The sequence below is a fragment of the Mycolicibacter sinensis genome, assembly GCF_001667375.1.
GTDB lineage: Bacteria > Actinomycetota > Actinomycetes > Mycobacteriales > Mycobacteriaceae > Mycobacterium > Mycobacterium sinense_A.
The window spans coordinates 53,415-67,880 of the sequence record NZ_LZIN01000039.1; the positions used below are offsets into that span (position 1 = coordinate 53,415).

At 68.4% G+C, this 14,466-nt stretch carries 15 protein-coding genes and 1 pseudogene; 8 read left to right on the plus strand and 8 right to left on the minus strand.

The genetic code is table 11. The features are described 5' to 3' along the window. Positions 1-63: 63 nt before the first annotated feature. A complete protein-coding gene (locus A5771_RS08960; RefSeq protein WP_064854866.1) occupies positions 64-639 on the minus strand; it encodes a TetR/AcrR family transcriptional regulator in 576 nt (191 codons plus the stop codon). An 81-nt stretch (positions 640-720) separates the two neighbouring features. Here A5771_RS08960 and A5771_RS08965 point away from each other — a divergent pair, with 81 nt between their 5' ends. Together A5771_RS08965 and A5771_RS08970 are read left to right on the plus strand one after the other, a co-directional pair. Further along, complete coding sequence (locus A5771_RS08965) at positions 721-1,215, plus strand: DUF2834 domain-containing protein (protein WP_064854867.1); 495 nt, start codon at positions 721-723, stop codon at positions 1,213-1,215. Positions 1,216-1,261: 46 nt separating this feature from the next. After that, a complete protein-coding gene (locus tag A5771_RS08970) occupies positions 1,262-1,822 on the plus strand; it encodes a TetR/AcrR family transcriptional regulator (RefSeq protein ID WP_064854868.1) in 561 nt (186 codons plus the stop codon). A gap of 45 nt (positions 1,823-1,867) precedes the next feature. Here the strand turns inward: A5771_RS08970 and A5771_RS08975 are convergent, their stop codons facing one another. From A5771_RS08975 to A5771_RS23010, 3 genes are read right to left on the minus strand one after another with little or no spacing between them, the layout of a single operon-like run. Then, the gene (locus A5771_RS08975) at positions 1,868-4,816 is read right to left on the minus strand and encodes an RND family transporter (RefSeq protein WP_064854869.1); all 2,949 of its coding nucleotides are present in this window, start codon (positions 4,814-4,816) and stop codon (positions 1,868-1,870) included. Continuing rightward, positions 4,813-5,238 carry an MmpS family transport accessory protein gene (locus A5771_RS08980; RefSeq protein WP_064854870.1) on the minus strand — a complete coding sequence of 142 codons (426 nt, stop codon included), beginning with the start codon at positions 5,236-5,238 and terminating at the stop codon, positions 4,813-4,815. The genes A5771_RS08975 and A5771_RS08980 overlap by 4 nt, the downstream gene beginning before the upstream one ends. Then, complete coding sequence (locus tag A5771_RS23010) at positions 5,226-5,456, minus strand: hypothetical protein (protein WP_131808902.1); 231 nt, start codon at positions 5,454-5,456, stop codon at positions 5,226-5,228. Before A5771_RS23010 ends, A5771_RS08980 begins: the two co-directional genes overlap by 13 nt. A 426-nt stretch (positions 5,457-5,882) precedes the next feature. Between A5771_RS23010 and A5771_RS24525 the strand changes: the two genes are divergently transcribed. Beyond that, a complete protein-coding gene (locus A5771_RS24525) occupies positions 5,883-6,080 on the plus strand; it encodes a hypothetical protein (protein WP_342707864.1) in 198 nt (65 codons plus the stop codon). An 8-nt stretch (positions 6,081-6,088) separates the two neighbouring features. Here the strand turns inward: A5771_RS24525 and serS are convergent, their stop codons facing one another. Next, a complete protein-coding gene (gene serS / locus A5771_RS08990) occupies positions 6,089-7,351 on the minus strand; it encodes a serine--tRNA ligase (RefSeq protein ID WP_064854871.1) in 1,263 nt (420 codons plus the stop codon). A gap of 73 nt (positions 7,352-7,424) precedes the next feature. On the opposite strand from serS, the pseudogene A5771_RS08995 reads away from it, so the two are divergent. From A5771_RS08995 to A5771_RS09005, 3 genes and pseudogenes are all read left to right on the plus strand, one after another. After that, positions 7,425-8,522 (plus strand): annotated as a pseudogene (locus A5771_RS08995) (septum formation family protein); the annotation flags it as partial. Positions 8,523-8,539: 17 nt separating this feature from the next. Continuing rightward, positions 8,540-8,890, plus strand: coding sequence for a metallopeptidase family protein (locus tag A5771_RS09000; protein WP_064854873.1), 351 nt, complete (start codon positions 8,540-8,542; stop codon positions 8,888-8,890). Between the two features lie 59 nt (positions 8,891-8,949). After that, on the plus strand, positions 8,950-9,138 hold the full coding sequence (locus tag A5771_RS09005) for a hypothetical protein (RefSeq protein ID WP_064854874.1): 189 nt from the start codon (positions 8,950-8,952) through the stop codon (positions 9,136-9,138). A gap of 80 nt (positions 9,139-9,218) precedes the next feature. Here A5771_RS09005 and A5771_RS09010 read toward each other — a convergent pair whose 3' ends face one another. Both A5771_RS09010 and pheA read right to left on the minus strand, forming a co-directional pair. Then, positions 9,219-9,908, minus strand: coding sequence for a histidine phosphatase family protein (locus tag A5771_RS09010; RefSeq protein WP_064854875.1), 690 nt, complete (start codon positions 9,906-9,908; stop codon positions 9,219-9,221). Continuing rightward, entirely contained in the window at positions 9,905-10,777 is an 873-nt protein-coding gene (gene pheA / locus A5771_RS09015) for a prephenate dehydratase (protein ID WP_064854876.1), read from the minus strand. Before pheA ends, A5771_RS09010 begins: the two co-directional genes overlap by 4 nt. A 210-nt stretch (positions 10,778-10,987) precedes the next feature. Between pheA and A5771_RS09020 the strand changes: the two genes are divergently transcribed. Both A5771_RS09020 and A5771_RS09025 read left to right on the plus strand, forming a co-directional pair. Next, positions 10,988-11,791, plus strand: a complete 804-nt coding sequence (locus A5771_RS09020) for a DUF2470 domain-containing protein (RefSeq protein WP_064854877.1) — start codon at positions 10,988-10,990, stop codon at positions 11,789-11,791. A 74-nt stretch (positions 11,792-11,865) separates the two neighbouring features. Beyond that, complete coding sequence (locus A5771_RS09025) at positions 11,866-12,567, plus strand: CPBP family intramembrane glutamic endopeptidase (protein WP_207545415.1); 702 nt, start codon at positions 11,866-11,868, stop codon at positions 12,565-12,567. Positions 12,568-12,713: 146 nt separating this feature from the next. Here A5771_RS09025 and A5771_RS09030 read toward each other — a convergent pair. After that, positions 12,714-14,466: cellulase family glycosylhydrolase (locus A5771_RS09030; protein ID WP_131808903.1), on the minus strand; the 1,753-nt coding region annotated here is incomplete at its 5' end.

The window sequence follows — 14,466 nt, forward strand, 5'->3', positions numbered from 1 at the left end:
GCACCGCCTTTCCGTCGAGCCGAGGCTGACACGGAAGCGGCAGTTTTGTCAATATTGACGTAACTAGAGGTTCCGAAGCGAATCCAGCGCGGTTCGGCACATCCGGGCCAGCTCGGCCAGCGAACGGTCCTCGCCGAGCATCCAGACCTCCATCGCGGCGAACACCGCCGCCGCGATGCAGCGGGCCGTCACCGCAATTCCCAGTTGATCGTCGGGCGCCGTGACCCGCAGTCGCTCGGCCACCGCATCGGCGAAGTCGGCTTCCACCTGACGGATATGGCGCACGATGCGCTCCGGGTCGAGCTCCTCGGCACGCAACGCGGCGATGCGGGTCACGGCCTCAACGTCATAGGGAAAAGCGAAGATAGCGGCCTGCACCGACTCAATCGTCGGCTCGGCGGGGGGCCGGGCGGCCAGCGCGCTGCGGAACCACTGCAGCCCGGCGTCGTAGTCGGCGAACAGCAGGTCGTGTTTGGAGGTGAAGTGCCGATAAAAGGTGCGCAACGAGACCCCGGCGTCGGCGGCGATCTGCTCGGCGGAGGTGTCTTCCACCCCCTGCGCCAGGAAGCGGACCAGCGCAGCCTGGCGCAACGCTTCGCGGGTGCGTTCGCTGCGCGCGGTCTGCGGCGCTCGGGGCATGCCGGTAAACGTACCGCAGGCCCACAGCCGCCCTGAATGGCAATATTGACAAAACTTTCGGGTCGTGGTGACACTAACCTCATGATCTCGCTCATCGTGCACGCAGTGCTGGGCCTGGCGACCGTCTGGTGGATCGTGGCATCCAACCGCGGGGTTTTTGCGAAACCGACCGGGGGCGGGGCGTTCTCGCCTCTGGAACTCGGGTATTACGTGATCGGCATCGCCTCGATCGGGCTGGGCTGGTACTTCAACGTCCGTTTCGTGAACGAGTACGCCCAGGGGCCCAATCACAATCCGATCCGGGGCCCGGGCAGCTGGACGCACTACATCCAGCTGATGTTCACCAATCCGGCGGCCGGCTCGGCCAGCCAGGACTACACCATCATCAATGTGGTTCTGCTGCCGTTGTTCACCATCGTGGATGGCTACCGGCGTGGACTGCGGCGCCCCTGGCTGTACTTCGTCTCGAGCCTGTTCACCAGCTGCGCGTTCGCCTACGCGTTCTACTTCGCCACCATGGAACGCCAGCGCCGCCACACCCCGGCTCCAACGTCGCGGGTCGTGGCAGAGCTCTAGCGAAAGCGCCTCACGATAGGCTGGCCGCGACGACGGGAGGGATGTCGTGGCCAAGCCGGTGGCGCCGCGCGGATCCGCGCGCGAGCGGGTGCTGCAGGCGGCATTGGCCCTGTTCATGGAGCACAGCGTGGGCGGCACCTCGATGCAGATGATCGCCGACCGGCTGGGCGTGAGCAAACCTGCCGTCTATTACCAATTCCGGTCCCGCGACGACATCGTGATCGCCCTGGTGGAACCGATGTTCGACGACATCGGCCGGGTAATCAAGATCGCCGAGGCGATGCCGACCGAGCAGGGCAAGCGTGATGTGACGGTCAGCGGGGTGGTCGAGCTCGCGGTGCGATACCGCCGGCTCACCTTCCTGTTCTACGACCGCGCCGTGGAGTACGCCGTGCGGTCCCGGGAAGATTTCATGGCCGCCGGCCAGGATGCGGCGGCGATCCTGCAGGGGCCCGAGCCGGATGCGGCGGCCCGCGTCATCACCACGACGCTGATGGCGGGGACCTTCACCGCGGCAGCCGACCCGGAACTCGAGGACATCGCCGACGAGGAGCTACACGAGATCCTGCTGGCCACCGCACGCCGGGTGATGGCACCGCTGACTTAAAAGGTCAGGTCCAGTTCCCCCCGTGGCGGGCGACCGCGGTCCGCATCACCAACCTCCCCGATGCGCTCCACCGCCGGACCCGACGAGCTCGTCGCGCGGGTTGCGCTGCAGCGGCGCCGGCCAGGGTGACGGCTTGGGCCGCAGCCGCGGTACCTGTGGCCACCAGAACCATTTGCCGAGCAGCGTCGCGATCGACGGCGTCATGAACGAGCGGATGATCAGGGTGTCGAGCAGCAGACCCAAGCCGATGGTGGTGCCGACCTGGCCGATCACGCGCAGTTCACTGATCGCCATCGTCATCATCGTGAAGGCGAACACCAATCCCGCCGCGGTGACCACCGAACCGCTGCCGCCCATCGCTCGGATCATGCCGGTGTGCAGGCCGGCGTGGATCTCCTCTCGCAGGCGTGAGACCAGCAGCAGGTTGTAGTCGGCACCGACCGCCAACAGGATGATCACCGCCATCGCCATCACCATCCAGTGCACCTGCAGTCCGATGATGTTCTGCCAGAGCAACACCGACAGTCCGAAGGCGCTGCCGAGTGATACCACCACGGTGCCCACGATCACCAGCGCGGCCACTACGGCACGGGTGATCACCAGCATGATGATGAAGATCAGGCACAGCGCCGCGACGCCGGCGATCATCAGGTCGTAGTTGGAGCCCTCCTGCATGTCCTTGAACATCGCGGCGGTACCACCGACGTAGATCTTCGAGCCCTCCCAGGGGGTGGTCTTGATGGCTTCCTTGGCGGCGAGCTTGATCGCGTCGATGTGCTTGATGCCGTCCGCGCTCAGCGGATCGCCCTCGTGGTTGACGATGAACCGCACGGCATGCCCGTCCGGCGACACGAAATTCTTCATGCCGCGCTGGAACTCGGCGTTGTCGAAGATCTCCGGGGGCAGATAGAACGAGTCGTCGTTGCGGGCCTTGTCGAAGGCCTCCCCCATCGCGGCGGGATCTCCCTGGGCTTCCTGCGCCTGTTTGGCCAGTCCGCTCTGGGTGGCGTAGGTGGTCAGCATCATGGCCTTGGTGTTCTTCATCATCTGGATCATCGGCGGCATCAGCGTGAGCATCTGCGGCAGTTGCGCGGCCATCGCGTCCATGTCCGGAACGATCTGCTTGAAGTTGTCGGTCATGGTGTCGACACCATCCATGGCGTCGAAGACCGACCGCAGCGAGTGGCAGACCGGAATGTCGAAACAGTGTGGTTCCCAATAGAAGTAGCTGCGCATCGGCCGGAAGAAGTCGTCGAAGTCGGCGATCTTGTCGCGCAGTTCTTCGATGTCGTCGACCATCAGGTGCATCTTGCCGACCATGCGCCCCATGGTGGCGTTCATCTCCTCCATGAGCTCGATCATCTTCGTCATCGTGTCGATGTTGACCTGCATCTCCTCTGCTTGGGCCAGCATGTCCGCCGTGCGATCCTCGTTGAACTTGCGGGTCATGTCCTGGCTGACGGCCTGCATGCCGAGCATGTAGCCGAAGGTGGAGTGCTCCATCGGAATGCCCTGCGGCCGGGTGATGGACATAACGCGCGAGACACCCTCTACCCCGGTGACCCGCTTGGCGATTCGCTCGATCACCAGAAAGTCCCCGGAGTTTCGAATGTCATGGTCGGTTTCGATCATGAGCATCTCGGGGTTCATCCGCGCTGAGGGAAAGTGCCGGTCCGAGGCCAGGAACCCTTGGTTGGCGGGTAGATCCGCGGGCATGTAGGCGCGGTCGTTGTAGCCGGGCTTGTACCCGGGCAGGGCGAGGATGCCGACCAGGGCCGCTGCGGTGGCGGCGATCAGAATCGGTCCCGGCCAACGGCTTACGGCCGCGCCGATCTTCCGCCAGCCGCGCCCCCGGTTGGTGCGCTTGGGTTCCAGCAGGGTGCCGAACCGACCGGCAACCACGATGACGGCGGACCCCATCGTCAGCGAGGTGATCACGACGATGGTCATGCCGATGCCCAGCGGAATGCCCAGTGACTGGAAGTAGGGCAACCGGGTGAAGTGCAGGCACAACGTCGCACCCGCGATGGTCATGCCCGAGCCGAGCACCACGTGCGCGGTGCTGCGAAACATGGTGTAGTACGCCTGTTCCCGGTCCTCGCCGGCACTGCGCGCTTCCTGGTATCGGCCGATCAGGAAGATCGCGTAATCGGTGGCTGCCGCGATGGCCAGCGTCACCAGCAGGCTGGTGGCGAACGGCGAAAGACCGATCAGCCCGTGGTAGCCCAGGAATGCCACGATGCCCCGAGCCGACGCCAGGCCGGTCACCACCATCGCCAGCGCCAACGCCACGGTGGTGATGGAGCGGTAGACCGCCAGCATCATGCTGATGATGACGACGAAGGTCAGGCCCTCGATGACGTGCATGCTGCGGGTGCCGGCCTTGTCCTGATCGGCCGCCAGCGCCGCACCGCCGGTCACATACGCCTTCACACCCGGTGGCGCGGTGACACTGTCTACTGCTTGATTGACAGCTCTGACCGACTCGTTGGCCAGCGCCTCACCCTGGTTTCCCGCGGTATAGATCTGCACGTAGGCGCTTTTGCCGTCCGGGCTCTGAGCTCCCGCGGCGGTCAGGCGATCACCCCAGAAGTCCTGGATGTGTTCGACGTGGGCGGTGTCGGTCTTGAGTTTGGCGATGATCTGGTCGTAGTAGTGGTGGGCGTCGGCACCCAGCGGCTCGTCGCCCTCGAGCACCAGCATGACCGAGCTGTTGGAGGTGAACTCCTTGAACACCTCGCCCTGACGTTTGACCGCGATCATCGACGGCGCCTCGTCCGGGGTCATCTGGACCGCGGCCATCTCGGCGACCTTCTCCAGCTGGGGAACGGTCACGTTCGCCAAGACGATGATCCCGATCCATCCCAGCATGATCGGAATGGCCAGCCGCCGAATCCATTTGGCAATCCGACCGGACTTGGCGTGGTCAACCGACACCGCGGGGATGACCTCGGTCGGCGTCTCGGCGGGGACGTTGTCCGTGGAAGTGCTCATGCCGATTTCACCAAGCAGAAGGTCAGGGCGCTGACGCCGGTGGCGGTTCGCTCGTCTTTGAGCTCGTTGTCGACGCTGATGCGACAACCCAGGGTGGAGCCTTTGCCTTGCGCGTAGAGGTTCGGCGATACCGCGGACAAGGTGGTGGTCAGGGTCACCGACCACGGCAGCATCGCGGCGTCGACGCGCTGCGGCTTGCTGTCGAGGTCGAGGTAGCTGATGTCGGCGGTCGCGCCGGGGTCACCGAAGACCTCATAGGTGACGACCTTGGGGTTGTACGGCTTGGTGTCGTCGACCTTGGTGCTGATGAGGTTGGAATTCTCGCCGCCGAAGTAGGTGCGCATGCGCAGCACCGTCAGCGTTCCGAGCGTTAACACCACGACGATCAGCAGTGGCATCCACGCCCGCTTCAGCGTCCGCATCGATCCGACCCCGCCTTGCTGACCACCACCAGGACATGGGTGTCGGCCGCGAACCGATTCGCTGTGGCACCCAGTTCGGCAAGCGCAGCGAACAACGGATGGCCGGCCACGATCTCCGGCGCGTCAACCACATAAGCGGTGACACCCGGGGCCATCCGGTCAGCGCCCGGCCGGGAGCGTTCAGGCCGGGAATGCCCGTCCACCTGTGGGTTCAACATCAGCGACGTCCCTTTCCGCCCGGGCCTATGGTTAGCGCGACGGAAAGTTAAGTTATACGACCAGTAAAGTCTAATCAAGCGGTCGGTCAGTCGAACTGTGCGGCGTGGGGTTTTAGAGGCGGCGCAGGGACTGTTCGCCGAGCACGGGGTCAGCGGCACGTCGTTGCAGATGATCGCCGACCGGCTCGGCGTCAACACCTCAGCGGTGTACTACCAGTTCCGCTCCAAGGACGACATCGTGGCCGCGGTGTTCCGTCCGGCGTTCGAGGACATCGCCCGAGTCGTCAAGATCGCCGAGGTGATCCCCTCCCGGCAGGTCCGGCGGGACGCCACCATCAGCGGCATGATCGAATTGGCCGTCCGGCACCGGCGCACCACGGCACTGCTCTACGCCGACCCCGCCATCGCCGTGGTGTCGAGGCCGTCGTGGAGTTCCGGGACGCCGTCCGCAGCCTGCAGGCCATCCTGGCCGGCCCGCAACCCGATCCGGCGGCGCGCACCGCGGTGGCAGTGCTGGTCTCCGGGATCTTCGGCGCGGCAGCCGATCCCGCCGTTGCCGACATCCCCAACGAAGAGCTGCACCGGATGCTGCTGGACTGCTCGCGGCGGCTGTTCGCGGCCTGACGCCCGGGTCAGGAAACGGACGGCTCCAACACGTCGACTCCGACATAGGGCACCAGCGCCTTCGGCACCCGGACGCTGCCGTCGGGCTGCTGATGGTTCTCCAGGATCGCCACCAACCAGCGGGTGGTGGCCAGCGTGCCGTTGAGCGTCGCAGCGGTCTGCGGCTTGCCGTTGTCGTCGCGGTACCGGGTGGCCAGCCGGCGCGCCTGGAAGGTGGTGCAGTTCGACGTCGAGGTCAGCTCCCGATAGGTGCCCTGCGACGGCACCCAGGCCTCGCAGTCGAACTTGCGCGCCGCCGACGAGCCCAGATCGCCGGCGGCGACGTCGATCACCCGATAGGGCACCTCGATCTGCGCCAGCATCTCGCGCTGCCAGCCCAGCAGCCGTTCGTGCTCGGCCTCGGCCTCGGCGGGCCGGCAGTAGACGAAGCCCTCCACCTTGTCGAACTGGTGCACCCGGATGATGCCGCGGGTGTCCTTGCCGTAGCTGCCGGCCTCCCGGCGGAAACACGACGACCACCCCGCGTAGCGCAGCGGCCCACCGGACAGATCCAGGATTTCGTCGGCGTGATACCCGGCCAGCGGCACCTCGGAGGTGCCGACCAGGTAGAGGTCGTCGGCCTCGAGCCGGTACACCTCCTCGGCGTGCGCGCCCAAAAATCCGGTGCCGGACATGATCTCGGGTCGCACCAGCGCGGGGGTGATCATCGGGGTGAAGCCGTTGTCGACCGCGACCCGCAGCGCCAACTGCAGCAGCCCGAGCTGCAGCAGCGCACCGGCGCCGGTCAGGAAGTAGAACCGCGAGCCGGAGACCTTGGCGCCGCGGCCCATGTCGATCAGGCCCAGCGACTCACCGAGCTCCAGGTGGTCCCGCGGGTCCGGGATCGCCGGCCGCTCACCGACCACCTCGAGCACCGCGAAGTCGTCGGCCCCGCCGGGCGGCACCCCGTCGATGACGACGTTCGGGATCGCCATGTGCGCACCGGCGAACGTCGCCTCGGTGTCGGCCTGGGCGGTTTCGGCGGCTTTGACCTGCTCGGCCAGCTCCTTGGCTCGGGCCAGCAGGGCGGGGCGCTCCTCGGGCGACGCCGCGCCGACGGACCGGCTGGCCGCCTTCTGCTCGGCGCGCAGGGTGTCGGCCGCCGCGATCGCCGAACGCCGCGCAGTGTCGGCGGCCAGCAGGGCATCCACCAGCGCCGGGTCCTCACCGCGGTTCGCCTGCGAGCGGCGGACGCGGTCGGGGTCGTTGCGCAGCAGGTTCAGGTCGATCACGGCGCAACCCTACAACTCCGCCGGTCGCATCACTTTCGCATCATTCGTCACGAGTGGCCGCCTGCCTGTCAGAATGGACCGGATGTCGAAAGCAGCCGACCAGGAAAATTCACCCGCCCAGCGGGTGTCTTGGCTGCGCACGCTGCAGGCGGCCGCCACCCGCCGCACCCTGCTGTTGACCGCCTTGGGCGGGCTGCTGATCGCCGGGCTGGTCACCGTGGTTCCGGCGCTGGGCGACGGGCCGGGCGGGCTGCTCGGCCACCTGAGCGCCGAGCCGGCCGTCAGCCCGGGCGGCAAGGGCGCCGGACCCGGGCTGGGCATCGGGATCGGCAAGGGCAACGAGGCGATCGACCGCGCGGTCGCCGGCGACTGCCTGAACTGGCCGGCGGACGACCTGGACGGGGCGACGGTGGTCAGCTGCGCCGACGAGCACAAGTTCGAGGTCGCCGGGCCGGTGGACATGAAGATGTTCCCGGGTGCCGAGTACGGCCCGGACGCCCCGCCGCCGACGACCGCCCGCATCGAGCAGATCACCCAGGAACAGTGCGAGTCCTCGGTGCGCCGCTACCTCGGCCCGAAGTTCGACCCGCACAGCAAGTTCGTCGCCAGCATGCTGTGGGCCGGCGAGCGGGCCTGGCGCCAGCACGGTGAGCGCCGGATGTTGTGCGGCCTGCAACTGCCCGGCGTGGGCGGCCAGCAGATCGCCTTCACCGGCAAGGTCGCCGACATCGACCAGTCCAAGGTCTGGCCGCCGGGCACTTGCTTGGGCATCGATCCGGCCACCAACCAGCCCAACGATGTTCCGGTCGACTGCGCGGCGCCGCACACCAAGGAGGTCACCGGCACGGTCAATCTGGCCGAGCGGTTCCCCGACGCGCTGCCCCCGGAACCCGAGCAGGACGCCTTCATCAAGGAGACCTGCACCCGGCTTACCGATGCCTATCTGGCGCCGGTGCAGTTGCGCGACACCACGCTGACGCTGACCTACGCCACCGTCTCGCTGCCGAGCTGGTCGGCAGGCAGCCGCGAGGTGGCGTGCAGCCTCGGCGCCACCCTGGGCAACGGCGGCTGGGCGGCTCTGATCAACAGCGCCCGCGGGTCGTTGCTGATCAACGGCCAGCCACCGGTCCCGCCGCCGTCGATTCCCGCCGAGCGGCTGAACCAACTGCCCGCCGGTAGCCAGCCCCGGTGAGTGTGCAGATGGACCCGGACCGGTTCGACGAACTGGTCTCCGACGCATTGGATCTGATCCCGCCCGAACTGGCGGCCGCCATCGACAACGTCGTGGTGCTGGTGGAGGACCGCAACGACGAGGAACCCGAGCTGCTCGGGCTGTATGAAGGGGTGGCGCTGACCGAGCGCGACTCCAACTACGCCGGATCACTGCCGGACACCATCACGATCTACCGGGACGCGCTGCTGGAGATGTGCGGCTCCGACGACGAGGTCGTCGACGAGGTGCGCATCACCGTGATCCATGAGATCGCCCACCACTTCGGCATCGACGACGACCGGCTGCACGACCTGGGGTGGGCTTGAGCGGGCGTGTCGCGGCGCGCCGAGCCGATGTTGTCGGCACGCAGTGCTAGGAACGACGCATGGATGACCACTGCCGAGCCTGCCGGGCGGGGCTGGAGCACTGCCACGGCACCCTCATTCACCACGTGCTGCAGGCCGCCGAGTGCACCGAGGACGGCTGCCCCGGCGAGATGCTGCTGCACGCGTTCGCGCTGGACTGCGAGGCGGTCGGCTGCCGCTGTGCCGAGGTCTACGCGCTGGCGATCTGACCCGACGCGGCGACCCTCCCCGCAAGCGGGAGGTGCCCCCAGGCGCCCGGCTCCGCAAGCTCCGCCGCGCTCGCGGTCGCCTAGCCCATCGGGTCGGTGTCGGAGCGCAGCGCGTCACCGACCGGGTCCGCATCGGGTTCGGGATAGAACGGCGGCGTCAACGCACCCCACTGCACGCAGCTCCACCGGCCGTCGGTGATCGGTGAGAGCACCACCGCCTCGGTGTTGTTCAGGTGGTTGTCCAGTACGAAGCTGCTGTCCACCCCGGCCAGCGTGGCCGCCGCCAGGCGGATCGCCGCGCCGTGGCTGACCACGACGATGTCGCCGGTCCAGTCGTCGTCGTCGAGGTAGCGCATCCGCAACTGGGTGACGACCGGCAGATAACGGTCCAGCACCTGCTCGGCCGACTCACCACCGGGCAACGCGACCCCCGGTTCGCCGGAGTGCCAGCGCTGATAGGTCTCGTTGAACTCGGCGATCGCGTCGTCGTCGTTGCGGTTCTCCAGCGCGCCGGCCTGCACCTCGTGGATGCCGTCGAGGGCGCGGGCGGTCAGCCCGAAGCGGCCACTGATCTCCGCGGCGGTCTGCACGGCCCGGGTCGCCACCGAATGGGCGATCAGCGCCGGACGGTGCACGCCGTTGCCGGCGAACGCCCGCGCCTGATCGCGGCCCAACGGGGTCAGCTCCGATCCGGGCGGGCGGGTGTCGAGCCGACGCTCGACGTTGCCGTAGGACTGCCCGTGCCGCACCAGCACCAGCCGGCCGCTCACGTCGCCGTCTCCGTCCGGCCGGCCGGACCGGCGGGCCAGGAACCCAGATACCGCACGTCGGCGCAGCGCTGACGCAGCGCCTGCAGTGCCTCGCCGACGGCGGGATCGTCGATGTGCCCCACGCAGTCCAGGAAGAACAGGTAGGTGCCCAGCTCGGTGCGGGTCGGGCGGGACTCGATCCGGGTCAAATCGATACCGCGGCTGCCGAATTCGGTCAGCGCCGCAGCCAGTGCGCCGGGCGCGTTGTCCAGCCGCAGCACCACCGACGTCCGGTCCGCGCTGGTGCGCGGCGGCGGCGTCGCGGGCTTGCCGACCAGTACGAAACGGGTACAGGCGTTGGGTTCGTCGATGACACCTTCGGCCAGGGTGAGCAGCCCACGCTGCTGCGCAGCCAGTGCGGTGCTCACACCGGCGTCGGCCTCTCCGTCGCAAACCTGCTGCGCGGCAGCGGCATTGGAGTTCGCCGGCACGGTGTACGCCTGCGGCAGGTGCTCGGCCAGCCAGCGTCGCACCTGGGCACCGGCCACCGGGTGAGCGGCCACGGTGCGGATGTCGGCCGGCGTGCGGCCGGGCGCGACGACGACCGAGAACGCGACCTCCAGGGCGGTTTCGGCGAATATCTGGAGCGCCGAGCCGACCGCGAGTCCGTCCAGGGTGGGCGTCACACCACCCTCGATCGAGTTCTCGATCGGCACGCAGGCGTACTCGGCGGCGCCGGTACGCACCGCCTCCAGTGCGGCCGGCGTGCTCTCGGCCGGCACGGCGCGATGCTCTTGGCCACCGCCGGGAACCAGTCCGGCGCCGGTCAACGCGAGCAACGCCGCTTCGGCGAAGGTCCCCGCCGGGCCGAGATAGCTGATGCGGGTCACGGCACAACCCTATCGGCCGCGGCCCGGTCGGGGCCTCGGCGTCGCAGTCACCACCGGCGCGAGCGTGAAGCCAGCTTCACGTTCGGGCCCGGGCGTGCAGCTGGCTTCACGTTCGACGCGGTGGCACGGCGAATTGATTCCGCATTTCGGTTGCGCCGAGCCGGGCGGTTAATTAAGTTAGCCTTACCTCACTTACTGGAAGGGTGATCGATGGCAACCACCACCACAGCGGTAACCGTCCCGACGTCCGCGGAGCGGATCCGCAGCGCCTGCGTCCGGGGCCAGGCACTGGTGGCCATCGCCGACTCCACCGACGCCGCGCCGGTCAACGCACCGGTGTGCCACCTGCTGTCGGACGGCTCGGTGGTGGTTGCGGTCCCCGTCGACGACCAGGCCGCCGAGGCGGCCGCCGCCGCCGAACCGGGTGTCGCGGCGATGCTGGAGCTCACCGACCATGCCCCGCTGCGGCTGCGGGAACGCGTCCGGGCTCTGGTGTGGATCCGCGGCCGGCTGCAGGCGGTGCCCGAGCCAGAGATCGTCGCCCTGCTCGACCGGATCGCCACGGCCGACCCCAACCCGGCGCTGCTGCAAGTGATCTCACCGCGCTCGCCCGCGGGCGGCCGCTACACTCTGCTGCGGCTCATCCCGGACTCGGCGGTGCTGGCCGACGCGACCGGGGCCGAAGCGGTCGCCGTGGATGAGCTGCTGGCCGCAAGCCCCGACCCGTTCTGCGCGATCGAGGCGCACTGGCTGCATCACCTGGACTCGGCACACCCCGAGCTGGTCGCCCGGCTGGCCACCACCAAGCTGCCACCGCGACTGCGGCGCGGGCGGCCCCGCCCGCTGGCCGTGGACCGCTACGGCATGTGGCTGCGGGTCGAGGCCCCCGACGGCGACCACGATGTCCGGCTGAGCTTCCCGCGGCCGGTCACCGACGTGTTGGGGCTGAACCGGGCGGTGCGCGCCCTGATGGGTTGCCCGTTCCTCAACGGCCTGCAGCCGCGCCTTCGCTAGCGGTCACCGGTTACCGTGTCGAGGTGACCGAGCCGGCGGCCCCAGGACGCGCACTGCGCCTGGAGATCGCCGTGATGCTGGCGGTGACCTACGGCGTCAGCGCCGCCACCGCGATGCTGCAACTGGCCGACGCGGTGCTGCGTGACCTGAGCGCCCAGCGGATCCCGCTGAACCCGCGCCGGTCCTACTTCGACGGCATCGACTTCGGCCTCAACGCGGCCTGGGCGGCGCAGCTGTTCGCCTGGGGTGCGCTGGCGCTGTATCTGTTGTGGCGCAGCGGTTATGGCCCCGCGCGGATCGGGCTGGACCGGCTGCCCCGCGGCCGCGATCTGGCCGGTGCCCTGGGCCTGGCGGCATTGATCGGGCTGCCCGGGTTAGCGCTGTATCTGCTGGCGCGCACCCTGGGTCTCAACGCCGACGTCATCCCCGCGGCGATCAACGACACCTGGTGGCGCGCCCCGATGCTGATCGTGATCGCGTTCGCCAACGGATGGGCCGAGGAGGTGATCGTCGTCGGCTATCTGCTGACGCGGCTGGGACAGCTGGGCGTCTCGAGGCCGGTGGCGCTGGCCTGCTCGGCCCTGCTGCGCGGGGCGTATCACCTCTACCAGGGGTTCGGCGCCGGCCTTGGCAACGTCGTGATGGGTCTGGTGTTCGGCTACGCCTGGCAGCGCAGCGGCCGGCTGTGGCCGTTGATCCTCGCCCACGGTCTGATCGACACCGTGGCGTTCGTCGGCTACGCGCTGTTCGCCGACCAGCTGGGCTGGCTGCCCTGAGACCCCGCCACCCATCGCCTAGCGGCCCTGATCAAGCAAGCAGCATGAGGGAAATGCACTAACCGCTTGACTTTGAGAGCGAAATCACCTGCGTGCGTTCACTCTCGGCGGCGGACGACGCCGCGCCCCCCGGCGGATGACGCCGGCTATGTCGCCGCGACCGGGGTCACGGTGACGCTCACGGTGCCCGCGCCGGCGCCCGATCCGATCACCAGCACCGCGGCGTTGGGGTCCGAGAGGACCTCGCCGCCGGTGACGCTGACCTGGTAGCCGTTCGGGAACTGGATGTCCGGGATCGAGATCTTGGTCTCCGACCCGGCGGCGAAGCTGCCCGAGCCGTCGGCCATCGCCGTGGAGTAACTGAACGAGAAGACGCCGCCTGCGAACGACCAGGTGTTCGGGATTCCGGCGATCACCTGCGGGTAGGGCTGGGCCAGGGTCGCCACGATGGGCTCGTCGACGTTACCGCCGGTCGGCGGCAGGTTGGTGTTGTGCACCAACGAGCCCGCCTCGTTGGTGTAGCCCCAGTACAGCCAGCCGAACCGGTGCGGGTCGATCGAGTTCAGCTGGCTGGCAATGGTGTCGACGTTATGGGTGGCACCGAATTCGGTGACCACCCCGGGGACGCCGTAGTGGTCGATGTAGCGCTGGGCGCCGTCCATCATCATCCCGTCCCACAGCGAGCACCCGGTGGAGCTGCCCCCGCCCAGGGCGTCGAAGATGCAGTAGTCGTGGAACGCGAAGACCACGTTGTCGTCGTCGACCTCGTCCAGGTGGGTGACCGCGGTGGCATTGCCGAACAACACGTTCGGCTCGTAGTACACCGTGGTGTTCGGGTCGACCGACCGGATCGCCGAGATCACCTGGTCGTAGAACGGGGTCAGCGTCTCGCGGTCGAAGTGCGGGTCGCCGAGCAGGCTGGCCAACCACGGCGAGCCCAGCCACGGCTCGTTCATGATCTCGTAGCCGGCCACGCCGGGCGTGCCGCCCAGGTAGTCGGCGACGTTCTGCCACATCCGGGCGTAGTGGTTCTGCAGCCCGATGCCGTCGACCTTCTCGTTGGCCCAGAACGCATCCCAGGCCTGGTTCTGCGCCGGGTTGAGGGCGTAGCCGAAGGGGAACGGCGCGCTGGTGTCGTTGTCGTCCGGGTTGAACAGCGTCGCCCAGTCCGGGGCGCCGTTGCCGCCGATCTCCGAGCTGTAGAGGTCCTGGTGCATATCGAGGATGCTGACGATGCCGCGCGCCTTGAGGATCTCGATGGTCTCCTTGACCGACTCGAGGTAGGCCCAGTTGTACTCCCCGGGCTTCGGCTCGATCTGCGCCCAGTACAAGCCCAGCCGCACCGCAGTGAATCCGTTGTCGGCCAGGAACTTCGCGTCGTCGTCGTCGAAGCCGTTGCCGCCGGGCGAGAACGGCGGCGACTTGTACACCTGGTTGACGCCCTGCAGGATGACCACCCGGCCGTCCTGGTCGACGATCCAATTGCCGGCGGTGCCCAGTTCGGGCAGCGCCTTCTCCGGAGCTCCGTCCAGCGCGCCGAAGTGGCCGACCGCGCCGTGGGTGCCGAACGCGCCCGCGAGACCTCCGGCGCCGCCCAGGCCGGGCAGATCACCCTGGCTGACCCAGACGCCGTTGCCGGCGTCGCCGCCGTCGCCGCCGCCGCCGAACCACGCCGAGCCGTTGCCGCCGTCACCACCGTTGCCGCCGAGATGGGTGCCGTCGCCGCCGGCGCCGCCGGCACCACCGATGCCCAGCATCCAACCGATCCCGGCACCACCGGCGCCACCGATGCCGCCGATCACCCCGTCGCCTCCGGCGCCACCGGTGCCGCCGACGCCCATGTACCACCCGCCGGCGCGCCGTTCCCCTTCGGCTACGCCCTCAACCCGGCGCAGAACC